This is a genomic window from Thermus thalpophilus (assembly GCF_022760915.1).
GTDB classification, from domain to species: Bacteria; Deinococcota; Deinococci; order Deinococcales; family Thermaceae; genus Thermus; species Thermus thalpophilus.
The window spans coordinates 44,477-69,165 of sequence record NZ_JAKTNS010000010.1 but is presented as its reverse complement, the minus strand read 5'-3'; the positions used below and the strand labels follow the sequence as shown (position 1 = coordinate 69,165).

At 66.7% G+C, this 24,689-nt stretch carries 25 protein-coding genes; 13 read left to right on the top strand and 12 right to left on the bottom strand.

What is annotated here, in order from left to right; translation table 11 throughout:
* The 4 genes from L0D17_RS05415 to L0D17_RS05400 form a co-directional block, all read right to left on the bottom strand.
* Nucleotides 1-593: MFS transporter (locus L0D17_RS05415; RefSeq protein ID WP_243094295.1), on the bottom strand; the 593-nt coding region annotated here is incomplete at its 3' end.
* A 6-nt stretch (nt 594-599) separates the two neighbouring features.
* Nucleotides 600-1,565: a hypothetical protein gene (locus tag L0D17_RS05410; protein WP_243094299.1), complete on the bottom strand. Its 966-nt coding sequence runs from the start codon at nt 1,563-1,565 to the stop codon at nt 600-602.
* Between the two features lie 294 nt (nt 1,566-1,859).
* Complete coding sequence (locus L0D17_RS13790; RefSeq protein WP_243094293.1) at nt 1,860-2,153, bottom strand: hypothetical protein; 294 nt, start codon at nt 2,151-2,153, stop codon at nt 1,860-1,862.
* Nucleotides 2,126-3,322 carry a hypothetical protein gene (locus tag L0D17_RS05400; RefSeq protein ID WP_243094291.1) on the bottom strand — a complete coding sequence of 399 codons (1,197 nt, stop codon included), beginning with the start codon at nt 3,320-3,322 and terminating at the stop codon, nt 2,126-2,128. Before L0D17_RS05400 ends, L0D17_RS13790 begins: the two co-directional genes overlap by 28 nt.
* Nucleotides 3,323-3,484: 162 nt before the next feature.
* On the opposite strand from L0D17_RS05400, the gene tnpA reads away from it, so the two are divergent.
* The 4 genes from tnpA (at nt 3,485) to L0D17_RS05380 (ending at nt 5,769) form a co-directional block, all read left to right on the top strand.
* A complete protein-coding gene (gene tnpA, locus L0D17_RS05395; RefSeq protein WP_019550163.1) occupies nt 3,485-3,901 on the top strand; it encodes an IS200/IS605 family transposase in 417 nt (138 codons plus the stop codon).
* Nucleotides 3,894-5,024, top strand: coding sequence for an RNA-guided endonuclease InsQ/TnpB family protein (locus L0D17_RS05390; RefSeq protein ID WP_008632327.1), 1,131 nt, complete (start codon nt 3,894-3,896; stop codon nt 5,022-5,024). Before tnpA ends, L0D17_RS05390 begins: the two co-directional genes overlap by 8 nt.
* Nucleotides 5,025-5,152: 128 nt before the next feature.
* On the top strand, nt 5,153-5,377 hold the full coding sequence (locus L0D17_RS05385) for a ribbon-helix-helix domain-containing protein (RefSeq protein ID WP_008632330.1): 225 nt from the start codon (nt 5,153-5,155) through the stop codon (nt 5,375-5,377).
* Nucleotides 5,374-5,769 (top strand): type II toxin-antitoxin system VapC family toxin, encoded by a 396-nt coding sequence (locus L0D17_RS05380; RefSeq protein ID WP_008632333.1) that lies wholly within the window; start codon nt 5,374-5,376, stop codon nt 5,767-5,769. Before L0D17_RS05385 ends, L0D17_RS05380 begins: the two co-directional genes overlap by 4 nt.
* On the opposite strand, the gene tpiA is transcribed toward L0D17_RS05380, so the two are convergent.
* The 3 genes from tpiA to gap are packed head-to-tail and all read right to left on the bottom strand — an operon-like array spanning nt 5,766 to nt 8,740.
* On the bottom strand, nt 5,766-6,518 hold the full coding sequence (gene tpiA, locus L0D17_RS05375) for a triose-phosphate isomerase (protein ID WP_243094289.1): 753 nt from the start codon (nt 6,516-6,518) through the stop codon (nt 5,766-5,768). The two genes, L0D17_RS05380 and tpiA, sit on opposite strands and share 4 nt — an antisense overlap.
* Before the next feature lie 56 nt (nt 6,519-6,574).
* Nucleotides 6,575-7,744: a phosphoglycerate kinase gene (locus tag L0D17_RS05370; protein WP_243094288.1), complete on the bottom strand. Its 1,170-nt coding sequence runs from the start codon at nt 7,742-7,744 to the stop codon at nt 6,575-6,577.
* Entirely contained in the window at nt 7,745-8,740 is a 996-nt protein-coding gene (gap, locus tag L0D17_RS05365; RefSeq protein ID WP_243094286.1) for a type I glyceraldehyde-3-phosphate dehydrogenase, read from the bottom strand. It lies immediately after the preceding gene.
* A 186-nt stretch (nt 8,741-8,926) separates the two neighbouring features.
* On the opposite strand from gap, the gene L0D17_RS05360 reads away from it, so the two are divergent.
* The 7 genes from L0D17_RS05360 to L0D17_RS05330 are packed head-to-tail and all read left to right on the top strand — an operon-like array spanning nt 8,927 to nt 15,660.
* Nucleotides 8,927-9,532 carry a biotin transporter BioY gene (locus L0D17_RS05360; RefSeq protein ID WP_243094278.1) on the top strand — a complete coding sequence of 202 codons (606 nt, stop codon included), beginning with the start codon at nt 8,927-8,929 and terminating at the stop codon, nt 9,530-9,532.
* Nucleotides 9,533-10,240, top strand: coding sequence for a carbon-nitrogen hydrolase family protein (locus L0D17_RS05355; RefSeq protein ID WP_243094277.1), 708 nt, complete (start codon nt 9,533-9,535; stop codon nt 10,238-10,240).
* A 1-nt stretch (nt 10,241) separates the two neighbouring features.
* Entirely contained in the window at nt 10,242-10,676 is a 435-nt protein-coding gene (gene smpB, locus L0D17_RS05350) for an SsrA-binding protein SmpB (RefSeq protein ID WP_243094298.1), read from the top strand.
* The gene (locus tag L0D17_RS05345; protein ID WP_243094275.1) at nt 10,673-11,821 is read left to right on the top strand and encodes an N-acetylmuramoyl-L-alanine amidase family protein; all 1,149 of its coding nucleotides are present in this window, start codon (nt 10,673-10,675) and stop codon (nt 11,819-11,821) included. Before smpB ends, L0D17_RS05345 begins: the two co-directional genes overlap by 4 nt.
* 2 nt (nt 11,822-11,823) lie before the next feature.
* A complete protein-coding gene (locus L0D17_RS05340) occupies nt 11,824-12,318 on the top strand; it encodes a GerMN domain-containing protein (protein ID WP_039457103.1) in 495 nt (164 codons plus the stop codon).
* Nucleotides 12,315-15,344, top strand: coding sequence for an AAA family ATPase (locus L0D17_RS05335; RefSeq protein ID WP_243094267.1), 3,030 nt, complete (start codon nt 12,315-12,317; stop codon nt 15,342-15,344). Before L0D17_RS05340 ends, L0D17_RS05335 begins: the two co-directional genes overlap by 4 nt.
* Nucleotides 15,334-15,660: a nucleoside triphosphate pyrophosphohydrolase family protein gene (locus tag L0D17_RS05330; RefSeq protein ID WP_243094265.1), complete on the top strand. Its 327-nt coding sequence runs from the start codon at nt 15,334-15,336 to the stop codon at nt 15,658-15,660. The genes L0D17_RS05335 and L0D17_RS05330 overlap by 11 nt, the downstream gene beginning before the upstream one ends.
* Before the next feature lie 46 nt (nt 15,661-15,706).
* On the opposite strand, the gene L0D17_RS05325 is transcribed toward L0D17_RS05330, so the two are convergent.
* A complete protein-coding gene (locus tag L0D17_RS05325; RefSeq protein ID WP_039457036.1) occupies nt 15,707-15,955 on the bottom strand; it encodes a TFIIB-type zinc ribbon-containing protein in 249 nt (82 codons plus the stop codon).
* Nucleotides 15,956-16,636 (bottom strand): zinc metallopeptidase, encoded by a 681-nt coding sequence (locus tag L0D17_RS05320; protein ID WP_039457033.1) that lies wholly within the window; start codon nt 16,634-16,636, stop codon nt 15,956-15,958. It lies immediately after the preceding gene.
* A 251-nt stretch (nt 16,637-16,887) separates the two neighbouring features.
* Between L0D17_RS05320 and L0D17_RS05315 the strand changes: the two genes are divergently transcribed.
* The gene (locus L0D17_RS05315) at nt 16,888-17,745 is read left to right on the top strand and encodes a sulfurtransferase (protein ID WP_039457031.1); all 858 of its coding nucleotides are present in this window, start codon (nt 16,888-16,890) and stop codon (nt 17,743-17,745) included.
* Between the two features lie 29 nt (nt 17,746-17,774).
* Here the strand turns inward: L0D17_RS05315 and metH are convergent, their stop codons facing one another.
* Nucleotides 17,775-21,329: a methionine synthase gene (metH, locus tag L0D17_RS05310; protein ID WP_243094263.1), complete on the bottom strand. Its 3,555-nt coding sequence runs from the start codon at nt 21,327-21,329 to the stop codon at nt 17,775-17,777.
* Between the two features lie 42 nt (nt 21,330-21,371).
* Here metH and L0D17_RS05305 point away from each other — a divergent pair, with 42 nt between their 5' ends.
* Nucleotides 21,372-22,895 carry a nicotinate phosphoribosyltransferase gene (locus tag L0D17_RS05305; protein WP_243094261.1) on the top strand — a complete coding sequence of 508 codons (1,524 nt, stop codon included), beginning with the start codon at nt 21,372-21,374 and terminating at the stop codon, nt 22,893-22,895.
* A gap of 23 nt (nt 22,896-22,918) precedes the next feature.
* Here the strand turns inward: L0D17_RS05305 and clpX are convergent, their stop codons facing one another.
* Together clpX and clpP are read right to left on the bottom strand one after the other, a co-directional pair.
* Complete coding sequence (clpX, locus tag L0D17_RS05300; protein ID WP_039457022.1) at nt 22,919-24,115, bottom strand: ATP-dependent Clp protease ATP-binding subunit ClpX; 1,197 nt, start codon at nt 24,113-24,115, stop codon at nt 22,919-22,921.
* Nucleotides 24,102-24,686 carry an ATP-dependent Clp endopeptidase proteolytic subunit ClpP gene (gene clpP, locus L0D17_RS05295; RefSeq protein ID WP_039457100.1) on the bottom strand — a complete coding sequence of 195 codons (585 nt, stop codon included), beginning with the start codon at nt 24,684-24,686 and terminating at the stop codon, nt 24,102-24,104. Before clpP ends, clpX begins: the two co-directional genes overlap by 14 nt.
* Nucleotides 24,687-24,689 lie beyond the last annotated feature (3 nt).

Here is a 24,689-nt window from a genome sequence, read left to right as displayed (position 1 = left end):
GGTCGTACACCTGTAGGTTGGGTGTGGTTTCCATCCCAAAATCCTAAGGCCAAGGGAGAGGGGTGCGGAATGTCGGTGGGAGGGAGCCTAGCGGCGAAGTGAATGGCCACAAAGCCTAGCGCGCCCCCGAGGAAAAAGGGCCAGGAGGGATTCTGGACGAAGAGGAAGGCGCCTAAGGGGGCGCCGAGAAGGTCAGCAAGGAGACTTGCCGTGTAAAGACGCCCATGGGCCTTCTCCCGTTCCTGCGGCACGAGTCTAGGGACCAGGACCCGGACCTCCAGAAGAAGCTCAAGGATGTTGTCTACCAGGTAAAGGCCGAGAAAGGTCCATGGACCAATGAGGCCGAGGCTTGTTCCTAAAAGAAAGCGCAGGAGACTGCCAGAGAGAAGCCCGAAGCTGAGGGCTTTTTTGCGGTCCGTCCGATCTAGAAGGTAGCCTGTGAAGAGGGCTAAGACGGAGGCACCCCAACCGATGGCGTGTTGCAGACCCAGGTAGAAGGGGTTGTCTAAGCGAGCGAGGTGGAGGGAGGCCGCGGTGCCTACGGCCCCCCCAGCGCAGCTGGCCAAAAACAGGATCGTGGCTAATAAGAACACCCTCAGCTAAGTCAAGAAACCCTCTACTTCCCAGACCACCCCGTCAGCAGAGGAGCAAACGTACATTTTCTCCGAGTCTTGAGAGAACCTTACGCAAGTAGGCATCCGTAGCCCTCTCACAACGGGAGGCTGGAAGTGGTAATTGCCAGGTTGAGCGGGGTCTACGGCAATGACTTCTCCCATCTCTGGCTGAACGGCAAAGAGCAATCCGGATGAGGGATGAAACCGCATCCCTCCTAGGCGATGAAGCCCCCAGGCTACCAACGCATTCGGATGGGCAACCAACTCAGAGTAGGTAATTTTCTCCGGCAATTCATCCGGATTTATGCGGAAGATTTGGCCCAGGCTTCCTACAGCGAGGTAGAAGAAGCCCCTTCCAGCAGCATCGTCAATCCAATTTTTGACACATCCTGCTGCTGCATACTTTTCCCACTTGTCGGGCCATGACTCTGGGGGGGTCAGCCCAGGCTCACCATGTCGGGCAGGTATGTCTAGGATAAAAGCTTTGGGCTCTCGCTCATGGTCACCTAGACTTAGACGGGTGATTTGTGTCATGAAGGAAGAGGAACTTTCGCTTACAAAAAAGGTCTCCCCCTTTTTCCCTAGGTTCAGCACGGCTAGGGTGTAGGGGCCCTTTAGGTTTTCGGCTAATTTAGGTAGTTTTGTTGCATCACCCCCTCCGGCGATATCCGCAATAGCTCCTCCCCACGTTTCCACAACGAGAACCTTGCCGTCCTCAGTAGGGCGAATAGCAGCGGGACCCTGTAGATTGTACACCAAAGGTTTAGCCTCCGAAGCGTCCCCCCCTTTTGTAATGTCCCGAACAGTGCCCGCAGTGTGTTCGGAAACCAAAAGCCTGCCGTCTGGGGTCCACTCCATGTGGGAGGGATTCTTCAAACCCCAGGCGAAGGGCCTCACGTAAACCCGCCGCGTCCGGCCGCCGACCTTGACCTCCTGCACTTCCTTGAGCATCTCCTTCACCCCCTTACGGGTTAGCCTCAGGGTAGCAAGAGGAAGGTAACGCCCGCGTAACTCAGAAAGCTCTCATAAAGACTCTAGGGCGTTACGTGGAGGTTACATGGGCCGGGGTAGCCTTCAGGTGTGCGGCTCCTGTGGCTTCTCCTCGCCCTACTCGGGGGCTCTGGGGTCCTTCCCCAGTGCCTCGCCCCCCACTGCTCGCCCCCGGGGCTTGGGCTCTAAGCGCCACTTCGGCTTTGCAACATGGGATGCCCAAGCCGGGGCTGTGGGAATACCTTTTGGGGTACCTTAGAGGCCCCACTCCCTCCTGAGCCTTTCCACCCGGGCCTGGGCGATGGGAAGGCGGGGGTCTTGGGAGGGTAGCCTCTCCAGGAGGGCCTCCCAGACCCCCAGGTCCTCCCCCAGGCGCTCGGCCAGGAGGAAGAGGCTTTCCACCTCGCCCTGGGCCAAGACCGCCCGCCTCAGGGCCTCTTCCAGCTCCGCCCTCAGGGCCTCCACCCCCGGGGCCTGGCTCTGGGGGAGGAGGGGGCCCCGGTAGCGGGCAAGGGCCCCGCTCAGGTCTCCTTGACGCAGGGCCCCCATACCTCCAAGAAGTCCGCCTGTAGGGCCTGGGCCAGGCGGTAGGGCCGGCTTTTCACGGCAAGCCCCCGTTGCCTCAGGCGGAGCACCTCCATGCGGAGGGCGGGCCCGTTGGCCTCCCCGTAGAGGGCCAGGGCCAGCTCCTCCCCCCTCCACCCCTCCTTCCGGGCGAGGAGGAGGACGAGGAGCTCCGCCTGGCGCAGGGGGAGGGGCTTGCCCCCAAGCCTTGGCTCTCCCAGGGCCTGGAAGTGGGCCGAGGGGCTTGCGGCCCAGAGGAGCTCCTGCCCCCTCCGGGAGAGCTCTCCCAGGAGGGGGTGGGGCCTTCCCAGGAAGAGGAGGCCCCGCATGGCCTCCTCCGCCACCTCCTCCAGGAGGAGGGGCAGGGTCTTGGCCACCCCTTCCTCGTCCTCCCGGTAGAGCCCTTCGGCCAAGGCGAGGAGGGCCTGGGTGAGGGGCTCCTTGGCCCAGGGCCTCGCCGCCAGGAGGAAGGGGAGGACCTCCTTCCCCAGGAGGCGCACCCCGGCGGGGGCGAGGTAGGGAAGGGCGGGAAGAGGGGCCTCGCCCAGGGCCTTCCGCAGGTAGGCCCTCCCCGAGGCCTCCTCCCCCTGGAGGAAGCGCAGGTGGGCCATGAGGAAGCGGGCGTAGAGCCCCGTGCCCCCCTCCAGGGCCAGGAGTTCCACCTGCCGGAGGAGGTCGGGGAGGGGAGGGTCCTCCTCGGCGAGGAGGGCGAGCCAGGCCCACTCCAGGAGGGCGAAGGGGCCAAAGCCCCGGGCAAGGGCAAAAGCGGCGTAGCCCAGGGCCTCCCTGAGGCGGCCAAGCCCCCTTAGGGCGCGGGCCAGGGCGAAGGCGAGGCGGGCCTCGGCCTTGGGGTCTCCCTGGAAGCGGTGGAGGGCCTCCTCCAGGGCCAGGGCCCCCGCCTTTGGAGGGAGGGCCAGGCCCAGGTGGTAGAGGGTGAGGGGGGTCTGGGCCCTTCGGGCGGCCTCCAGGGCCAGGGCGCGGTAGGCCCGAAGGTTCCCCTTACGGGCCTCTACGAAGCCTAGAAGGGCCAGGCGCTCGGCCTCCGGGAGGCCTTCTTGGGAAGTTTGGAGGAGGGCTTCCGCCTCCCGGTCCCGCCCTTCCTCCAGGAGGCGGAGGGCGGGGGCCAGGGGGCTTGCCGGGAAATCCAGGGCCATGGAGCCATTTTAGAGAAAGGAAGGGGTGTGGGGGAGCTATAATCCCCCGGTTTGCAAGATACGGGCTCTGCCCGTGACCAAACCGGGGATACATGGACTCCCCCACGTGCCCCTTTGGGGCACACAGCATGGTGGGCGGTCATTTTGTGGTATCATGTGTAAGTGCCGGAAGAGCGCACTACACGTCACAGCCATTACAACCTGAACTACCATCTGGTATTCACCCCCAAGTACCGCAGACATGCCTTCTTTGGCGAAGTGCGCGAACGGCTGATGCAGGTGTTGCGGGAGACGTGCTTGATGAGGGACTGGGTAGTGCTGGGAATGGAGGTCATGCCCGACCACGTGCATCTGTTCCTCTCCGTGCCGCCCAAGTGGGCCCCCTCGGACGTGGCGAAGATTCTGAAAGGCGTATCGGCTCGGCGCATCCTGCAAGAGTTCCCAAAGCTACGGCGGGGCAGGGGCGGCGGTCATTTATGGACGCCCTCCTTCTATGTGGGCAGCGCCGGGAACATCTCGGCTCAGGCCATCCAGCGCTACATCGAGTCCCAGCGCAAATACCAGGACGACGATGCTTAAAGCTTTCAAGTACCGCCTCTATCCGACCCAGCCCCAACTGCGGGACTTGGACCGGACGCTGATGCTGTGCCGCAGCCTGTACAACGCGGCCTTGCAGGAGCGTAGAGAGGCCTACCGCAAGGCGGGCAAGACGGTCGGCTTCTACGAACAGAAGAGGTATCTGCCCGAGATACGCACCGAGCTGCCGGAGTACAAGGGCGTCCACTCCCAGGTCTTGCAGAACGTCATCGAGCGGGTGGACAGAGCCTTTCAGGGCTTCTTCCGGCGGGTCAAGGCGGGACAGAAAGCGGGATACCCCCGCTTCAAGGGGAAGGGGCGCTACGACAGCTTCACCTTCCCCCAGGCGGGCACCACCGGGGTCAAACTCCAGGGGGGCGGGAAGCGGGTGCTCCTCTACGGCATCGGCTCGGTGAAGGTCAAGCTGCACCGCCCCTTGGAAGGCAGGCTCAAGACCGCCACGGTCAAACGAGAGGGAGAGCATTGGTACATCGTGTTTACCTGTGAGGTGGAGCCCAGACCCCTTCCCCCCAATGACCAGGCCATCGGGATCGACCTGGGCACCAACCCCCACTTCCTCGTCACCTCGGAGGGGGAGAGGGTCGAGGCCCCTCGGTACTTCCAAAAGGCGCAAGCCAAACTCGCCGCCGCCCAGCGCAGCCTTGCCCGTAAGAAGCGGGGCAGCAATCGCCGCAAGCAGGCCAGAAAGCGGGTTGCCAAACTGCACCGGAAAATTGCCAACCAGCGCAGGGACTTCCACCACAAGCTGGCCCGAAAACTCGTCAACCACTATGGAACCATCGCCCATGAAGACCTGAATATCCTCGGCTTGGCCCGCTCCCGCACCGCTAAGGGGGTGCTGGATGCAGGCTGGGCGCAGTTTCTTGCAATCCTCGCCTACAAAGCGGAGGAGGCTGGTAGGCGGGTCATTGGGGTAGACCCCAAACATACAAGCCAGGACTGTCCAGTGTGCGGTCATCGGGAAAAGAGGCCCCTGTGGGTCAGGGAGTACACCTGCCCCCAGTGTGGAACACTTCTCCATCGGGACGTGGCCGCAGCGCGAAACATCCTGGCTAGGGCTCGGACGGAGCCTGCGGGGACATGGGCGGCGTGGGCCGTCCCATGAGAACCGCGAAGCCTCGGACTTCAGTCCGAGGAGTCGTCACACGTGTGAGGGCCTGGGCTTCCGCCCCTGCGGCTCTGACCCTCGAGGTCCGCTGACGACACCTACCATATAAGGCGTACAGTGAAGACATGGAGAAGACGACCCTCTACCTCCCCCCTGAGCTTCACCGCGCCCTAAAGGAGGCCGCGCGGCGGGAGGGCAAAAGCCAGGCAGAGCTCATCCGGGAGGCCTTGGCCGCTTACCTTACCCAGCGCCAAAGACCCGCCTTTCGTTCCCTAGGCGTGGGCGAGGACGAGGAGCTCTCCGGGCGCGCCTCCGAGGGGTGGCTGGAAAGGGTCTGGTCCGAGCGATGATCACTCTGGACACCTCCGCCCTCTTCGCCCTCCTGAACCGGAAGGACCCGGACCACGGCCGCGTTAAGGCGCTCCTTCTTTCTGATCCAGGTCCCTACCTGGTGCCCATGGGCATCCTCGCCGAGATCGCCTACCTCGCGGAAAGGCGCCTGGGCCTTGGGGCCCTCGAGGCCTTCCTCCAAGACCTCGAGGCCGGGGCTTTCTCCCTGGAATGCGGGGAAGAAGACCTGCCCCGGGTCAGGGCGCTCGTGGCCCGGTACCGGGACCTGCCCTTGGGCTTTGCCGACGCCGCGGTCGTCGCCGTAGCCGAGCGGAACGGGGGCCTGGTCCTAAGCTTGGACCGGCACCTTCACGTGGTGGCGCAGGAGGGGACCATCCGGGTACTCCCCTAACCCGCGATCCGGAGGAGGGCGAGGAAGCTTTCAAGCTCCAGGCTCGCCCCGCCCACGAGCCCCCCGTCCACGTTGGGCATGGAAAGGAGATCGGCGAAGTTCTTGGGGTTCACGCTCCCCCCATAAAGGATCCGCACCCTCCTGGCGAACTCCTCGCCGTAAAGCTCGGCCAGGGCCTGCCGGATGGCCTGGTGCATGGCCTCGGCGTCCTGTGGGGTGGCGTTCCGCCCGGTGCCGATGGCCCAGACCGGCTCGTAGGCAATCACCAAGGCCTCAGGACCCGGGGGGTTCACCCCCTCGAGGCTTCCCCGAAGCTGGGCCAAGGTGTAGGGCACCGCCTCCCCCCTTTCCCGCACCTCCAAGGGCTCCCCCACGCAGAGGATGGGGGTGAGGCCCTCCTCCAAAAGCCTTTTGGCCTTCTCCGCCACCAGGGCGTCCGTCTCCCCGTGGTGGCGCCGCCTTTCCGAGTGGCCCACGATGGCGTAACGGCACCCCAGGTCGGCGAGCATCCGGGCCGAGACCTCCCCCGTGTAGGCCCCTTCCCGGTGAGCGGAGACGTCCTGGGCCCCGTAGGCCACCTGGCTCCCCAAGAAGACCTCCTTGGCGGCGGGGAGCATGGGGTAGGCGGGAAGAAGGGCCACTTCCGACTGCAAGGGGGGAAGGAGCCTCTTCAGCTCAGCGAACCAAACCCGGGCCTCCGAAGGGACCTTGTGCATCTTCCAGTTGCCCGCCACCAGTACCCGGCGCATGGGGCCATCATAGCGAAAACCCCACCCCCACGAAGGGGGGCGGGGAGGAGGCAAACCTACTCCAGGACCTCAATCCCGGGAAGCGTACCCTTCTCCAAGAACTCCAGGCTGGCCCCGCCCCCGGTGGACACGTGGCTGAAGCGCTCCTTGAGCCCCAGGCGGTTCACCGCCGCCACCGAATCGCCCCCGCCCACCACGGTGAAGGCGCCCTCGAGGGCGGCGATGGCCCGGCCCACGCTCAAGGTCCCCTGGTCAAAGGGGGGCACCTCAAAGACGCCCATGGGCCCGTTCCAAAACACCGTCTTGGCCCCCTTCAGGGCCTCGGCGAAGGCGGCTTGGGTCTTGGGGCCGATGTCCAGGCCCATGTAGGGCACGGGGATGGCGTCCGCGGGATAGACCTGGGTTTCTACCCCCGTGGCAATCTCCGTGGCCGCCACCACGTCCTGGGGCAGGTGGACCTTCACGCCCAAGCCCTCCGCCCGGGCCAAAAGGTCCCGGGCCAGGTCCAGGCGGTCCTCCTCCACCAGGCTCTTCCCCACCTCGCCCCCCAAGGCCCTGAGGAAGGTGAAGGCCATGGCCCCCCCGATGAGGAGGCGGTCAATGCGGGGAAGGAGGCTTTCAATGACCCCGATCTTGTCGGAAACCTTGGCCCCGCCCAGGACCACGGCGTAGGGGCGCTCAGGGTTTTGCAAAAGACGGGAAAGCGCCCGCACCTCCTTTTCCATGAGGAAGCCGGCATAGGCGGGAAGGTGCCGCGCCACCCCCACCACGCTGGCGTGGGCCCGGTGGGCGCTCCCAAAGGCGTCCAGGACGAAGGCGTCCCCAAGCCGGGCGTAGCGGGCGGCCAGCTCGGGGTCGTTGTTTTCCTCCCCCGGCTCAAAGCGGACGTTTTCCAGGAGAACCACCTCCCCTGGCCCCAAGGCCCGCACCGCCTGGTAGGCCTCCTCGGAACCGGGGCTATGGGGGACAAAGCGCACCCCGGGAAGGTGGCGGGCCAAGGCCTCAGCCACGGGGGCCAAGGAATACTTGGGGTCACGCCCCTTGGGCCGGCCCAGGTGGGAGAGGAGGACCAAGGAAGCCCCCCCGGCGAGGAGGTGGCGCAGGGTGGGGAGGCTTTCCTGGATGCGGGTTTCGTCCTGGACCACCCCCCCTTGGATGGGGACGTTGTAGTCCACCCGCACCAGAACCCGCTTCCCCCTGGGGTCCAGGTCGCGCAGGGTGCGCATCTAGACCCCCTTCTTCAGGACGAGCTCCACCAGGTCCGCCACCCGGTTGGCGTAGCCCCACTCGTTGTCGTACCAGGCGAAGACCTTCACCAGGTTGCCGATGGCCTTGGTGAGCTTGCCGTCCACGATGGAGGAGTGGGGGTCCATGACGATGTCCTGGAGGACGATCTCGTCCTCGGTGTAGGCCAGGATCCCCTTGAGGGCACCTTCCGCCGCCGCCTTTAGCGCGGCGTTCACCTCCTCCGCCGTCACCTCCCGCTTGAGGAGGGCGGTGATGTCGGAGATGCTCCCCGTGGCGGTGGGCACCCGGAGGGCGGTGCCGTCAAACCGCCCTTTGAGGGAAGGGAGGACCAAGGCCGTGGCCTTGGCCGCCCCGGTGGTGGTGGGGATGATGTTGAGGGCGGCGGCCCGCGCCCGCCTGAGGTCCTTGTGGGGCAGGTCCAGGACGCGCTGGTCGTTGGTGTAGGAGTGGACCGTGGTCATGAGGGCCTTCTCCACCCCGAAGGCCTCCTCCAACACCTTCATCACGGGGGCCAGGGAGTTGGTGGTGCAGGAGGCGTTGGAGAGGATGCGGTGCTTGGCGGGGTCGTAGGCCTCGTGGTTCACCCCCATGACGATGGTGATGTCCTCCCCCTTGGCGGGGGCGGTGATGATCACCTTCTTGGCCCCGGCCTCGAGGTGGGCCTTGGCCTTGTCGGCGTCGGTGAAGACCCCGGTGGACTCCACCACCACCCCCACCCCCACCTCCTTCCAGGGAATCTCCTTGGGGTCCTTGATGGCGGTGGCCCGGATGGCCTTGCCGTTCACGTAAAGGTTTTCCTCGTCGTAGCCCACCTCCCCGGGAAAGCGGTGGTAGATGGAGTCGTACTTCAACAGGTGCGCCAGGGTGCGGTTGTCCGTGAGGTCGTTCACCAAGGCCACCTCCACGCCCCGGGTGTGCAGGATGCGGAAGACCTGGCGCCCAATGCGGCCGAACCCGTTAATCCCCACCTTCATGGTTCACCTCCTATTTGGAAGCCCTTCCAACCTCGCCATCCCAAGGCAAAGGGCTTGGGACGCCAAGGCAAAGAAGGCACGGCTCCAGTATACCCCTAGATCCTTAAGGCCCTGGGCCCGCACCGGTAAGACCCTTGACATGTAAACCCTTGGGCTCTAGCGTGGTTGACGAACGAGGAGGTGCTTATGAAGACCGAAGCCCTGGCCTACACTCCTTTGGTCAAGACCCTGTGGCCCAAGCGCACCCTGGCCCGCGACCTAAGCCTCATCCTGGCGGGAAGTCTCTTTGTGGCCCTCACCGCCCAGGTGGCCATCCCCCTCCCCTTCACCCCCGTGCCCCTCACCCTTCAAACCTTGGGCATCCTCCTGGTGGGGGCGGCCTTGGGGAGCCGGCTCGGCTTCCTGGCCCTTTTGGCCTACCTCCTGGAAGGGGCCATGGGCCTTCCCGTCTTCGCCGGGGGCACGGGGGGCGTGGCCAGGATCCTGGGCCCCACGGGGGGTTTCCTCCTGGCCTTCCCCTTGGCGGCGGGCCTGGTGGGGCTTTTGGTGGAGCGGTTCGGCCTGGACCGGAGCTTTTTCGGCACCCTTTTGGCCATGCTCCTGGGGAACGCCCTCCTCTACCTGGTGGGGCTTCCCTGGCTTGGGGCCTGGCTTGTGGGGGTGGGCAAGTTCACGGGGATGGGAGGGCTTTTGGCCATGGGACTCTTCCCCTTCCTCCCTGGGGACCTGGTGAAGGCGGTGCTCGCCGCCCTTCTCCTGCCCACGGCCTGGCGCTTTTTGGGCCGTAAGTAGATGCGCCTCGCCCTGGCCCACCTCGCCAAGCGGGATAGCCCGAAAGAACTCCTCCAAGCCCTCCGCCCCTTAGCCCAAGAAGCCCGGGCCGAAGGGGCGGGGCTTCTCCTCCTTCCCGAGCTCATCCTGGGCAGGCGGGAAAGCCCGGACCTGCACGAGGCCCTCGCGGCGCTGGCGGGGGAGTTTGGCCTAAGGGTGGTGGCGGGTCTTCTTGCCGCGAGGGAAAACCGCCTCCAGGTCTTCCCCCAAGGCCCCATCTACGCCAAGGTCCACCTTTACCTCACGCCAGAAGAGGAGGGGGACGAGGGGCTCCTCCCCGGGCCGGGCCCGGTCCTCTTCCTCCACGAGGGCCGGACCTTGGGCCTCGCCCTCTGCTACGACCTGGACTTCCCCGAGCTCTTCCGCACCTACGCCCTCCTGGGGGCCCAGGCCTTTTTGGTGGGGGCCGCCTGGCCCGGGGCCTACGCCGAGCTCATGGAGGTCCTGGCCCGGGCCCGGGCGGCGGAAAACCAAGCCTACCTCCTCCTGGCGAGCCGGGCGGACACGGAAACCCCAAGCCTCTTTGTGGCCCCAGACGGGCGGGTCCTGGGCCGCAGGGAGGAGGAGGGCCTCCTCCTGGCCGAGCCGGACTGGGGCTTCCTCGAGGCCTACCGGGCCCGCTACCCCCTCCTGAAGCACCGACGGGAAGGGGCCTACCGCCTCTGGTAAGATAGCCCCCGTGCTGGAGAACCGCCGGGCGCGGCACGACTACGAGATCCTGGAAACCTATGAGGCGGGCCTGGTCCTCAAGGGGACGGAGGTGAAATCCATCCGGGCGGGGAAGGTGGACTTCACGGGGAGCTTCGCCAAGTTTGAAGACGGGGAGCTTTACCTGGAAAATCTCTACATCGCCCCCTACGAGAAGGGCTCCTACACCAACGTGGACCCCCGCCGCAAGCGCAAGCTCCTCCTCCATCGCCACGAGCTCAACCGCCTCCGGGGCAAGGTGGAGCAAAAGGGTCTCACCCTGGTGCCCCTGAGGATCTACTTCAACGAACGGGGCTACGCCAAGGTACTCCTGGGGCTTGCCCGGGGCAAAAAGGCTTACCAAAAGAAGGAAGACGACAAAAAGAAGGCGGTGCGCCGGGCTCTGGAGGAGCTATGAGGCTTTTTCTGCCTTTCCTTCTCGCCGCCTTAGCCCTGGCCCAGGCGCCCAAGCCCCTGAAGGCGGGAAGCCTCACAGGGGAGGCAGTCTACCCGGGGGGGCGGGGGGTGGCCTACGGACCCGCCCAATTGGTGGCCCAGGGCCTGGGGCTTTCCCTTTGGCAAGGGGAAGGCCGCTTGGCTTTGGGCTTGGGAAGCCGGCAGAAGGTCTTCCCCATCCTAGGGGAGGAAGCCAAGGCCGCGGCCCAAGGAGCGGCCTGGCGGCGGGGCAACGAGGTCTACATCCCCTTGCGCCCCCTGGCGGACGCTTTGGGCCTCACCTACCGGGCGCAGGAGGGCATCCTGTTGGAGCTTCCCTGGGCGGAGCTATTGGGGGTGGAGCGGGAAAGCATGAGGCTCACCTTCCGCTTTTCCCGGGAGGTGAACGCCCTTTACCGGGAAGGAGGGGTGCTCTTCCTCCTGGCCAAGGGGGTGGGCACGGGGCTTCGGCAAGAACCCCTAGGGCTTTTCCTGCCCCTGGATACCCCCCCCGACCGCCTTTACTACCCGGGAGGGGGCCGGGTGGTCCTGGAGTGGGGCCCTTTGCCCAAGCCCAAGCCCTTGGTCCTCCTGGACCCAGGGCACGGGGGAAAGGATACGGGGATTAACCTGGACGGGGTTTGGGAGAAGGACCTAACCCTGGACCTGGCCCGCCGGGTGGCGGCCCAGCTCCCAGGTAGCCGCCTCACCCGGAACCAGGACGCCACCCTTCCCCTCGAGGCCCGCCTAGCCCAGGCGCAAGGGGCGGCGGTCTTCCTCTCCCTCCACGTCACCCGGGGAAGCGCCCTCAACCTCTACCTGCCCAAGGAGCGCTCCCTGACCCTGGCCAAGAACGCCGAAAGCCTCCTCGCCACCGCCCCCGCGGAGCAAAAGGCCCTGCTCAAGGCCTACGCCGGCGACCCCCGCCGCCTTGCCCAGGCCCTGGAAAGCGCCTTTTCCGCCTTGGGCTTGGTCCTAGCCAAGGCGGAGGGCCCCTACGCCCTCACCGACCTTCCCGGGGCGGCGGTCTTGTTGGAAATCGGGGCCGAGCGCCTCAAGACACCCCAGGACCGCCAGGCCCTGGCCGAGGCCATCGCACAGGGCGTCCGAAGCTACCTGGAGGAATGAGCGTGCGCGGACTCTTCACCTTTTGGAACGTCTTTGGTCTCCTCGTCTTCGTCCTGGGAGCCTTCGTGTACTGGAAAAGCGCTGGGAACGAGGCCCCGGGGGCCCTGTCCCTGCCCTCCCCTGGCGAGGCTAAGCCCGAAACCCTGGTCCTGGTCCTCTACCGCCCCGACCCTCCCCGGGGCTTCCTCAAGGAAAGCCAAACCCTCACCCTGGGCCCGGGGGAAAGCCCCGAGGGACGGGCCTTGGCCGTCTGGGCCGAGGCCACCCAGTCCCCCGCCCCCAAGGCCCTCTTCCGCCTGGAAAAGGCCTTGGTGGTGGACCTCCCCGCGGGCTTCGCCCAAGGCCTGGACGCCATGGAAGAGGCCTTCCGGCTTTACAGCCTGGCCTACACCCTCCTCACCACCTTCGGGGCGGAGGAGGTGCGGTTTTTGGTGGAGGGCAAGCCTTCCCCTGGCCTTGCCCACCTGGACCTAACCAAACCCATTCGCCTGCCATGAAGGAAGCCTGGCGCATAGACCGCTTGACCCTGCAAGGGTTCAAGTCCTTCGCCGAGCGCACCCTCTTGGAGTTCCCCGATGCGGTCACGGGCGTCATCGGTCCCAACGGCTCGGGCAAGAGCAACCTGGTGGAGGCCTTGCGCTTCGTCACCGGGGCCCGGGCCCACGAGCTAAGGGGGCAAGAGCTTTCCGCCTTCCTCTTCCACGGGGCGGAAGGCCGGCCCCCTCTGGGCTACGCCGAGGTGCGGCTGGAGCTTTCCCGGGGGCGGGAGCGGCTTTGGGTGGAGCGGCGCATCGAGGGGGAGCGCACCTTCCTCAAGGTGAATGGCCGCCCGGCGAGCGCCAAGGCCTTGGCCCTGCACCTGGCGGGCACGGGCTTAGGCCGGGGCGGGTACGCCATCGTGGGCCAGGGGGAGGTGGGGGCCCTCCTGGAAGCCCCGGAGGAGGTCCTCCTGGCCCACCTGGAGGAGGCTTCCGGCCTCAGGCCCGTGGCCGAGGCAGCCAAGGCCACGGAGGAAAGGCTCAAGGAGGCCTTGGCCCTTCTGGAGGAGCGGGAAAAGGTCCTAGGACAACTGAAGGCGGAGGCGAGCCGCTTGGAACAGGAGGCGGAGCAGGCCGCCCGCGCCCGGGCCTTGGACCTCGAGGCCCTAAGGCTCAAGCGAAGCCTCCTCCTCGCCCGAGCGGAGGAGGCGCAAAAGGACCTGGAAAGGGCCCAAACCCGCCTCCTGGCCCTGGCGGAGGAGGAAGCCCACCTGCAAGGGACGCAAAGGGAGCTTAAGGCGGCGAAGGAGGCCCTAAAGGCCGAGGAGGAAAGCCTCCGGGCCCGCCTGGAGGCAGTGCGCCTCGCCCTGAAGGAGCGGGAGGCCCTGGAAAGGGAGTGTCAGGAGCTTTCCCGCATCCTGAAGGCCCTGGACCGCCCCCCGCCCCAGGACCCCGCCCCCCCCGTCCCCGACCCAGGGGTCAAGGCGGAGGAGGTGCGGGCCAAGCTCGCCCGGCTCAAAGGGGAAGAAACCCGGCTCCTGGCGGAAAAAAGGCGGTTGGAAGAGGCTTGGCGCCGCTACGAAACGGAAGCCGCCCGCTACGAGGAAAGGCTTCGCCACCACCAAGAAGCCCTGGCGGAGCGGAGCCTTCTGGAACGGGAACTCGCCGAGGCCCAGGAAGCCCTGGCCCGGCTGGCGGAAGCCTGGGAAAGGCGAAAGGCCCTGGAGGCCGCTTTAACCGAAGCCAAGGCCGCCTTGCAAGGGGCCTCGCAGGAGCGGGAAAGGCTGGAAAGGCTCCTGGCGGCGGGCGCCGACCTGCAGGAAGGCCCTAGGCGGGTGCGGGGGCTAAAGGGCATCCTGGGGGTGGTGGCGGACCTGGTGCGGCCCGAGCCCGGGTTGGAGCTGGCCCTGGAGGTGGCCTTGGGCCCCAGGCTCCAGTGGGTCTTGGCCCAAGACGAGGAGGCGGCCAGGGCGGCCATCGCCCTCCTCAAGCGGGAAGGAGGGCGGGCCACCTTCCTGCCCATCACCCTCCTTACCCCACCCGCCGCCCCCAACCCCAAGCCCGCCCCCGGGCTCCTGGGCCCCGCCTACCGCCTGGCCTCCTTGCGCCTTAAGGGGCTTCCCGAGCGGGCCATCCTCCTCACCCTCCTGGGGGACACCCTGGTCTTCCAGGACCTCGAGGCCGCCCTGGCCCACCGCCGCGCCGGCGGACGGGAGCGGCTTGTGACCCTGGAGGGGGAGGTCCTGGAACGCTCCGGGGCCCTCACCGGGGGAAGAACCAAGGGAAGCGGGGAAACCTTCCTCTTCCGCCGCCGGGTGGAGGCCTTGGCGGAGGAAGAGGCGAAGCTCGCCCAAAGGGTCGCCGAGCTGGAGGCGGCGCTACGGGGCCTCCCTTCCCCCCAAGCCTTCGCCGAGGCCAAGGCCAAGGTGGCCGCTTTGGAAGCCCGGCGCCAAGCTCCCCTCCCCCCGCCGCCCAAACCCCCCACGCCTCCCGAAGGGGCCTGGGACGAGGCCCGCCTAAAAGCCCTGGAAGCGGAACGGGAAGCCTTGGAAGCCCTCCTCGCCCAGGCGGAGGCCCACGAGCGCTACCTTTTCCTCGCCGCCGCCTATAGCGCCTGGCAAAGGGCGAAGGAGGAGGCCGCGCGGGTTAAAGCGCGGCTTGAGGAGCTGGAAAGCCGCCTACAGGCCACCTTGCCCTTGGTGGAAGAGGTTAGGACCCTGGAAGCCCGCCTGGGCCAGGTGCGGCGGGAGCGCCAGGCCCTAGAGGAGAAGGAAGCCCGGGCCCTCACCCAGGCCAACGCCCTCCTGGCGGAGCGGGAGCACCTCCGCCTCCTCATGGCCCGGCGGGAAGCCACCTTGGAGGAGCTTGCCCGGGAGCTTAGCGCCCTGCCCGAGGCCGAGAGGATACCGGGCACCCCCAAAGCCCTTCAGGCCCGGTTGGCCCAGGTGGAAAGGGAGCGGGAGCGCTTGGGCCCGGTGAACGCCTTGGCGGAGCGGGAGCTTTTCGCCCTCAAAGAACGCCTCGCCCGCCAGGAAAGCGAGGTAGCGGAAGCCATGGAGGCCCTCCTCCGCCTGGAAAAGGAGGCTAAAGCGGTGGAGGCCGCCTACGCCGAGCGCCTGAAGGAGAGCTTTCACCGCTTCCAGGAGGCCTTCCGCCAACAGGCCCAGGCCCTTTTGGGGGCGCGGGCCGAGGTGCGGCGGGAAGGGCGGGGGCTTAGGCTGGTGGTGGTGCCCCCGGGCAAGCGCACCCAGGACCTCCGGCTCCTTTCCCTCGGGGAGAAGACCCTGGGCGCCTTGGCCTTCCTCTTCGCCCTGGGGGAGCTCCAAGGGGGGCTACCCTTGGCGGTCTTGGACGAGGTGGACGCCGCCTTGGACGAGGCCAACCTCCTCCGCTTCACCCGCTTTTTGGCCTCGGGGCGGCAGTTCATCCTGGTGACCCACCAAAAGCGCACCATGGAGGCCTGCCAAGCCCTCTACGGCGTCACGGCGGAGGGGGGCATAAGCCGCGTCTACGCCATCCGGAAGGAGGTAACTCATGACCTTTAACACCTACCAGGAAGAGGCCAAGAAGACCGCCCTCTACCCCGAGGCCTACCGCCTCCTCTACCCCACCCTGGGCCTGGTGGGGGAGGCGGGGGAACTGGCCAACAAGGTGAAGAAGGTCCTGCGCGACCAGGGGGGGACCCTGACCCCAGAGGCGCGGGAGGCCATTTTGCAGGAGCTTGGGGACGTGCTTTGGTACGTGGCCCAAGTGGCCACGGACCTGGGGGAAAGCCTCGATGCCGTGGCCCAGGCCAACCTGGCCAAGCTCCGCTCCCGCCAGGCACGGGGTACCTTAGGGGGCTCCGGGGACCACCGATAAAGCGAAACGCCCCTGGGAGAACCCCCAGGAGCGCTCCCACCCCCCTTTAGTCAAAGAGGTCAAACAGCTCTAGAAAGCCCTTCCTTTTCTTGTAGGGCTTGCCTTCCTGGCGGTGATAGGCCTCCCGCTCCGCCTCGTACTCCCGCTCCACCTGCCGGACCTCGGCCAGGAGCTTTTCCAGCTCCCCCCGGTCCAGCCACACCCCCCCGCACTGGGGGCAGACGTCTATGAGCACCCCCCGCCGCTCCACCTCCTTCATGCCCACACCGCACTGGGGGCAAAGGAGAAGGGGCATCTACTCCTCCCTCCGGCCCATGAGGAAGCTAGCGTAGTAGAGGATGGTGGCCAAGGAGCTGGCCAAGGCCGCCACGTAGGTCAGCGCCGCCCAGGTGAGCACCTGCCGGGCCGGGCCCATCTCCCGGGCGTCCAGGAAGCCCATGCGCTTCAGGAAGTCCAAGGCCCGCCTCGAGGCGTCAAACTCCACGGGCAGGGTGATGAGCTGGAAGAGGGCCACGGCCAGGTAAAGGTAAAGGCCGAGCTTGGCCAGGCCCAAGGCCCCCACCATGAGCCCCAGGACCACCAGGATGGGGCCCAGGTTGCTCCCCAGGCTCGCTGCGGGCCAGAGGCTCGCCCGCACCCTTAACCAAGCGTAGCCCTGGGCATCCTGCACCGCATGCCCCACCTCGTGGGCCGCCACCGCCAAGGCGGCGAGGCTCGGCGAGGCGTAGTTGGGCTCGGAAAGCCGCACCACCTTGGCGTGGGGGTCGTAGTGGTCGGTGAGGGCCCCCGGCACCGGCTCCACCCGCACGTGGGTGAGCCCGTGGGCGTCCAGGATGGCCCGGGCCACCTGGGCCCCGGTAAGCCCTCGGGCGTTGGCCACCCGGCTAAAGCGGGCAAAAGTGGCCTGCAACCCTCCTTGGATGGCTAGGCTGGCCACGAAGACCAGCCCCATGAGCACAATGGCTAGCACGTCCATGTTTCCCTCCCTGCGGGGTGTAGCAAAAAGCCGAGGCCACCTTTTAGGTGGTCTCGCCATGCGCCCAAAGCGCCCCAGCCGACCGGGGAAACCTCCCGTACTGACGACCGGCTGGCCCCCGTAGGGGCGGCTACTCCCCGCAGGCTCCTTTATACCAGAACCCGCCCTCCTTGGCAAGGCGCCCGCGTAGATTGTGGCCGCGGTTCCTTGCATGAACACGCTCAAGGGTATAGTGGGGCTGGGAGGTGAGCATGGGCTACGCACACCCTGAGGTTCTGGTGAGCACGGAATGGGTGCAAGCGCACCTGGACGACCCAAAGGTGCGGGTCCTCGAGGTGGACGAGGACATCCTCCTCTACGACACGGGCCACATCCCCGGGGCCCAAAAGATTGACTGGCAGAAGGACTTCTGGGACCCGGTGGTGCGGGACTTCATCAGCGAGGAGGGGTTCGCCCAACTCATGGAGCGCCTTGGCATCTCCAACGACACCACCGTGGTCCTCTACGGGGACAAGAACAACTGGTGGGCCGCCTACGCCTTCTGGTTCTTCAAGTACAACGGCCACAAGGACGTGCGCCTCATGAACGGCGGGCGGCAGAAGTGGGTGGAGGAGGGCCGGCCCCTCACCACCGAGGTCCCCAGCTACCCCCCGGGCCGCTACGAGGTCCCCTACCGGGACGAGTCCATCCGCGCCTACCGGGATGACGTGCTGGAGCACATCCTGAAGGTTAAGGAGGGCAAGGGGGCCCTGGTGGACGTGCGGAGCCCCGAGGAGTACCGGGGCGAGCTCACCCACATGCCCAACTACCCGCAAGAAGGGGCCCTGCGGGCCGGGCACATTCCCGGGGCCAAGAACATCCCCTGGGCCAAGGCGGTGAACCCCGACGGCACCTTCAAAAGCCCGGAAGAGCTCAAAGCCCTCTACGAACCCCTGGGCATCACCAAGGACAAGGACGTGGTGGTCTACTGCCGCATCGCCGAGCGCTCCAGCCACTCCTGGTTCGTCCTCAAGTACCTCCTGGGCTACCCCCACGTGAAGAACTACGACGGCTCCTGGACGGAGTGGGGCAACCTGGTGGGGGTGCCCATCGCCAAAGGGGAGGAGTAAGGAAGGCCCCGGGGCTTCCCGGGGCTCTTTCAGTCCACGCTGAAGTAGCGGGCCTCGGGGTGGTGGACCACCAGGGCGCTGGTGGCGTGCTCGGGCTCAAGCTGGAAGCTCTCCGTAAGCCGCACCCCGATACGGGCGAAGCCCATGAGGCGGTCCAGCTTGGCCTGGTCGGCCAGGTCAGGGCAGGCGGGGTAGCCGAAGGAGTAGCGGGCCCCCTGGTAGCCCTGCTGGAAGAGTTTGGGGATCTCCGTGGCGTCCTGGCCGGCGATGCCCCACATCTGCCGCATGCGCTTGTGCCAGTACTCCGCCAAGGCCTCGGTCATCTCCACGGCGAAGCCGTGGACGAAGAGGTAGTCCTGGTAGGCCCCCCCTTCAAAGAGGGCCCGGGCCTTCCTCGCAGGCTCCTCCCCCATGCTCACCAACTGCACCCCAAGCACGTCCCGGGCCCCTTGGGCGTAGGCGGGAAGCCAATCCGCCTCGCTCCCCAAGGGCTCGGCGTGGCGGGGGCGGAAGTAGTCCACGAGGCTCAAGCCCCCGCCCCGCTGCCGGGGAAAGCGGAAGCGCTCCAGCACCTCCCCGGTTTCCGGGGAGAAGACGAGGAGCTCCTCCCCTTCCCGGGCCACGGGGAAGAAGCCGTAAAGCACCTTGGGCCTGAGCCACCCCTCCTCCATGGCCTCCTTGAGGAGGCGGCGGAAAACGGGTTCCGCCTCCCGTTCCACCAGGGCCTGCCACGCCTCCCGGCTCATCCCCTTGCGGCTATACCCCCACTGGCCCCGGTAAAGGGCGAGCCTGTTCACGTAATGGGCGATGGTGGGAAGGTCCAGGTCCGCTTCCACCCGGACCCCGAAAAAGGGCGGCCTGGGGATGAAGGGAGCCTCCCCCACGGGCTTGGAACGCGCCTGCACCTTGGGCGCCTCCCGCTTGGGGCGGGGGGAAGCCCGTTGGGTGAGCTTGGGGGGAGCCTGGCCCGTGAGCTCTTCCATAAGCCGCAAACCCTCAAAGGCGTCCTCGGCGTAGTAGACGTTGGGGTAGATGGCGCGAAGGTCCTCCTCCACGAAGCTCCTTGTGAGGGCCGCCCCACCCAGGATCACGGGGAGGGTGTAGCCCCGATCCCGCATGTACTCCAGGTTTTCCTTCATCACCTGGGTGCTCTTCACCAAAAGGCCCGACATGCCCACGGCGTGGGGCTTGTGCGCCTCCACCGCCTGCAGGATCTCCTCAATGGGCACCTTGATGCCCAGGTTCACCACCTGGTAGCCGTTGTTGCTCAGGATGATGTCCACCAGGTTTTTGCCGATGTCGTGCACGTCCCCTTTCACCGTGGCCAGGACCATCTTGCCCTTACCCTCGCCCCGCTTTTCCATGTGGGGCTCCAGGTGGGCCACCGCCCTCTTCATCACCTCCGCCGCCTGGAGGACGAAGGGAAGCTGCATCTTCCCCGCCCCGAAAAGCTCCCCCACCTCCTTCATGCCGGCGAGAAGGGGGCCGTTGATGAGGTCCAGGGGCCTGTACCCCTGGCGCAGGGCCTCGTCCAGGTCGGCCTCGAGGCCCCCCTTCCTTCCCTCCACCACCCGCCGCTTGAGCCTTTCCAAAAGGGGCAGGGCCTGGAAGGCGTCCTCCTTGGCCGCGGGGTCTTCCGCGTGGGCCTCAAAGTAGGCCATGAAGGCGAGGAGGGGATCATACCCCTCCCGCCGGCGATCGTGGATGAGGTCCAGGGCCAAGGCGTAGGCCTCCTCGGGGATCTGGCTGATGGGAAGGATCTTGCCCGCGTCCACGATGGCGGCGGTGAGGCCCCTCTGCCTCGCCTCGTCCAGGAAGACGGAGTTCAGGACCCGCCGGGCCCGGGGCTTCAGGCCAAAGGAAACGTTGGAAACCCCCAGGATGAACCCCACCCCGGGAAGCCTTTCCCTAAGCTCCTCCAGGGCGAGCAGGGTCTCCTTGGCCAGGGGGCGGCTCTCCTCGTCCCCTTGGGTGATGGGGAAGGTGAGGAGGTCAAAGAGGAGGTCCTCGGGGCGGAAGCCGTGGTGTTCCGTGAGGCGCTCGTACATGCGGAGGGCCACCCGCACCTTCTCCTCCTTGGTCTTGGCCATCCCCTTCTCGTCTATGGCCAAGGCCACCAAGGCCGCCCCGTGGGCCTTGGCCAAGGAGGCCACCCGGTCAAACCGCTCCAGGCCATCCTCCAGGTTGGCGGAGTTCAGGAGGACCCGGCCCGGCAGGTACTTGAGGGCGAGCTCCATGGCCTCGGGGGAGGTGGAGTCCACCATCACGGGCACCGTGACGGCGGTGGCGAGGCTCGGGAGGAGCCACCTGAGGTCTTCCAACTCGTCCCGCCCCGTCCAGGCCACGGAAAGGTCCAGGGCGTGGGCCCCTTCCGCCACCTGCTCCCGCGCCAGGGTCAGGATGCCCTCGAGGTCCCGGGCGAAAAGCATCTCCCGGAAGCGCTTGCTTCCCGTGGCGTTGAGGCGCTCCCCCACCAAGAAGAGGCTCGCCTCCTGGCGGAGGGAGACCGCTTGGTACAAGGAGGCCACCTGGGGCGGGAAGGCCTCCGGCCTAGGCCGGGCGGGAAGCCCCTTCACCGCCTCCGCCACCTTGCGGATGTGCTCCGGCCCCGTGCCGCAACACCCCCCCACGGCGTTCACCCCGTACTCCAGGACGAACTTCCGGTGCCACTTGGCCAGCTCCTCCGGGGTGAGGTCGTAGACCACCCTGCCCCCCTCGTTCCGGGGCAGGCCGGCGTTGGGCAGGCAGGCCACGAAGCGGGTGCTGTGGGCCGCGAAGTGGCGCACCTTGCTGTCCATGAGGTCGGGCCCCGTGGCGCAGTTCATCCCCACCACGTCCACGGGGAGGCTCTCCAAGGCAGCCAGGGCCGCCTGTTCATCGGTTCCCACCAGCATGGTCCCCGTGGCCTCAAAGGTCACCTGGACCTGGAGGGGGACCTCCCGCCCCACCTCGGCCATGGCCTCGCGGGCGCCGAGGACGGCTGCGCGCACCTGGAGGATGTCCTGGGCCGTTTCCAAAAGGATGAGGTCCACCCCGCCCCTAAGAAGCCCCCGCGCCGCCTCCTTGTAGGCTTGGTAAAGCTCATCCCAAGAAATCTGCCCCAAGGAGATGAGCTTGGTTCCCGGCCCCAGGGCCCCCGCCACGAAGGCCCCGTAGGGCTCCGCCACCTCCTTGGCGAGCCTGGCCCCCAGGTAAGCGAGGGCCTCCGCCTCCTCCCCAAGCCCGTACTCGGCCAGGACGTGCCTTAGAGCGCCAAAGGTGTTGGTCTCTATCACCTCGGCCCCAGCCTCGAGGTAGGCCCGGTGGATTTCCTGCACCACTTGGGGCCGGGTGCGGTTTAGCACCTCGGGGCAGCCGAAGTAGGCCTCCCCCCCGTAGTCCTCGGGGGAAAGGTCCCGCTTTTGCAGCTCGGTACCCATGGCCCCGTCAAAGACCACGGGCCGCTCCAAAAGCGCCCTCAGGTAGGGGAACTTCCTGGCCCGGGCCTCCTTGTTGTAGCCCAGGCGCACCAACGGGGCATCCCCCCACCCCGCCCCCCCCAGGTGGTGGCGGCAACCGGGACTGCAGGTGTGGACCTCCACCATATCCCGCTAGTGTAGCCAAAAGCGGAGGGCTATGCTAGGCCCATGGACCCCTTCGGCATCCTCTACACCGACCTCTACCAGCTCACCATGGGCCAGGTTTACTTTCGCCTAGGGCTTCACGAGAGGGAAGCGCTCTTTGAAGCCTTTTACCGAAAAAACCCCGACTACGGAGCCCACCAGGCGGGCTACACCGTCTTCGCCGGGCTTGACCCCTTGCTCTCCTGGATGGAAAACGCCCGCTTCGGCGAGGCGGAGCTGGAAGCCCTCCGCGCCTTAAAAAGCCGCACCGGCAAACCCCTCTTCGCCGAGGACTACCTCCATTACCTGAAGGCCATGGGCGGGTTCTCCGGCCTCACGGTGAGGGCCCTCCCCGAGGGCCGGGTGGCCCACCCCCAGGTGCCCCTTCTCAGCGTGGAAGGCCCCCTCCTCCAGGCCCAGCTCCTGGAAACCGCCCTCTTAAACCGCATCAACTACGAAACCCTCATCGCCACCAAGGCGAGCCGGGTGCGGGAGGCGGCGGGGGAAGAGGCGGTGGTGTTGGAGTTCGGCCTGCGCCGCGCCCCCGGCAAAGGGGGGGAAAGCGCCACACGGGCGAGCCTCATCGGGGGGGCCAACCGGAGTAGCGCCGTGAGCCTCTCCCACCTCCTGGGCCTCCCCGCCTCCGGCACCCACGCCCACAGCCTGGTCCAGGCCTTCTTGGCCTTGGGCTACTCCGAGGAAGACGCCTTCCAGGCCTTCGCCGAGGTCTTCCCCGACGACACCATCCTCCTCCTGGACACCGTGGACACCCTCCACTCCGGCCTGCCCCACGCCATCAAGGTCTTTGAGAACCTGCGGAAGAAGGGACACCGCCCCGTGGGGGTGCGGATTGACTCCGGCGACCTAGCCCACCTGGCCATCCAGGCGGCCAAGGAGCTGGACAAGGCGGGCTTCCCCGACACCCTCATCGTCCTCTCGGGGGACCTGGACGAGCTGGTCATCTGGCAGATCAAAAGCCAGATCCTGGAGGAAGCCCCCCGCTACGGCGTGGACCCAGAGAAGCTCCTAAAGCGCCTGGTCTACGGGGTGGGGACCCGGATGGTGGTCTCCTGGGGCTACCCGGCCTTAGGGGGGGTGTACAAGCTGGTGGCCATCCGGGAAAACGGCACCTGGGCCCCGGCCATGAAGATCTCGGACTCCTTGGAAAAGATCTTGAACCCCGGGCACAAGAAGGTCTACCGGGTGTACGACGGGCGGGGCCTGGCCACGGCGGACCTCATGGCCACCTTTGAAGAGGAGGTGCGGGAGGACGCCCCCCTCTGCCTCCGCCATCCCACCGACCCCACCAAGCGCCGCACGCTGAACCCCGGGGAGTTCACCCTAGAACCCCTCCTGCAAGAAGCCTTCAGGGGCAAGCGCCTCTTCCCCCCCCTACCCCTCGAGGCCCTGCGGGAAAGGCGCCAAAAGGACGTGGCCCGGCTAGACCCAGGGGTGCGCCGCCTGGTGAACCCCCACATCTACCACGTTTCCCTCACCGAGCGCCTCTTCACCCTCAAAGAGGCCCTGGTGGCCCGGCTTTCCGGCTAGGCCTAAGGGCTTTCCGGCTAGGCCTAAGAAGCCTGCCTGAGCCGGGCCTCCTCCAGGGCCCTCAAGGGGTGGTCCAGGTGGGGTAGGTCCACCACGAGCTCCTTCACCCCGCTCCCCGGGGCCTCAAACATCAGGTCCACCATGGTCTTCTCCAGGATGGCCCTAAGGCCCCGGGCCCCCGTGCCCCGCTTGAGGGCGCGGCGGGCCACCTCCTTGAGGGCCGCCGGGGTAAAGCGGAGCTCAATCCCTTCCATGCGGAAAAGCTCCTGGTACTGCCGCACCAAGGCGTTCTTGGGCTCGGTGAGGATGCGCACCAGGTCGTCCTCCGTGAGGGGGTGGAGCTGGACGATGAGGGGGGCCCGGCCCACGAACTCGGGGATCATGCCAAACTTCACCAGGTCCTCGGGGATGACCTCCAGGGGCTCCTCCCCCTTCTCCTTACCCCCGGTGAAGCCGATGGCGGTGCGGCCCACCCGGGCCTTCACGATGTTCTCCAGGCCCTCAAAGGCCCCGCCCAGGATGAAGAGGATGTTTTTTGTGTTCACCGGGATGAACTCCTGATGGGGGTGCTTCCTTCCCCCTTGCGGAGGAACGTTGGCGATGGTGCCCTCAATGATCTTCAAAAGGGCCTGCTGCACCCCTTCCCCGGAAACGTCCCGGGTGAGGGAGGGGTTTTCCGACTTGCGGGCGATCTTGTCAATCTCGTCAATGTAAACGATGCCCATCTCAGCCCGCTCCACGTCAAAGTCGGCGTTTTGCAGGAGGCGGAGGATGACGTTCTCCACGTCCTCCCCCACGTACCCCGCCTCGGTCAAGGTGGTGGCGTCGGCGATGGCGAAGGGCACCTCCAGGAAGCGGGCCAGGGTTTCCGCAAGGAGGGTCTTCCCCGTGCCCGTGGGGCCGATGAGGAGGATGTTGGCCTTGCCGATCTCCGCCTCGGGGTGGAGGAGGCGCTTGTAGTGGTTGTAGACGGCCACGCTCAAGGCCCGCTTGGCCGCCTCCTGGCCCACCACGTACTGGTCCAGGTGGGCCTTGATCTCCTGGGGCTTGGGCAGGCGGCTCGGCCCCTTGGGCTTGGCGCTTTCCCCCCGAAGAATCTCCTGGGCCCGGGCCACGCAGTCTTCGCAGATGAAGACGTCCTCCAAGGGGCTTTCCAAAAGCCTTCCCGTGTCGGGCGGGCGCAGGCCGCAGAAGCTGCAGTGGGGCCTAGGCTTCCTCACGGGTCACCACCTGGTCAATGAGGCCGTATTCCAAGGCTTCTTGCGCCGAGAGGTAGTAGTCCCGGTCCGTGTCCTTTTCCACCTTTTCCAAGGGCTGGCCGGTGTGCTTGGCCAGGATCTCGTTCAGAAGCCTCTTAGCCTTGAGGATTTCCTGGGCTTGGATGGCGATGTCGCTGGCCGTGCCCCGGGCTCCGCCCCAGGGTTGGTGGATCATCACCTTGGAGTGGGGCAGGGCGTAGCGGCGCCCCTTCTCCCCAGCGGCCAGGATCACCGCGGCCATGCTGGCGGCAAGCCCGATGACGATGGTGGAAACCGGGGCCCGGACGAACTGCATGGTGTCGTAAATGGCAAGCCCGGCGTCCACCTCGCCCCCGGGGGAGTTGATGTAGAGCTTGATCTCCTGGTTGGGGTTTTGCGCGTCCAGGAAGAGGAGCTGGGCCACCACGGTGTTGGCCACCTGGGCGTCAATGGGGGTGCCCAGGAAGATGATGCGGTCCTTGAGGAGGCGGGAGTAAATGTCGTAGACCCGCTCGCCGCGGGCGGTCTGCTCTATGACGTAGGGTATGACCATACC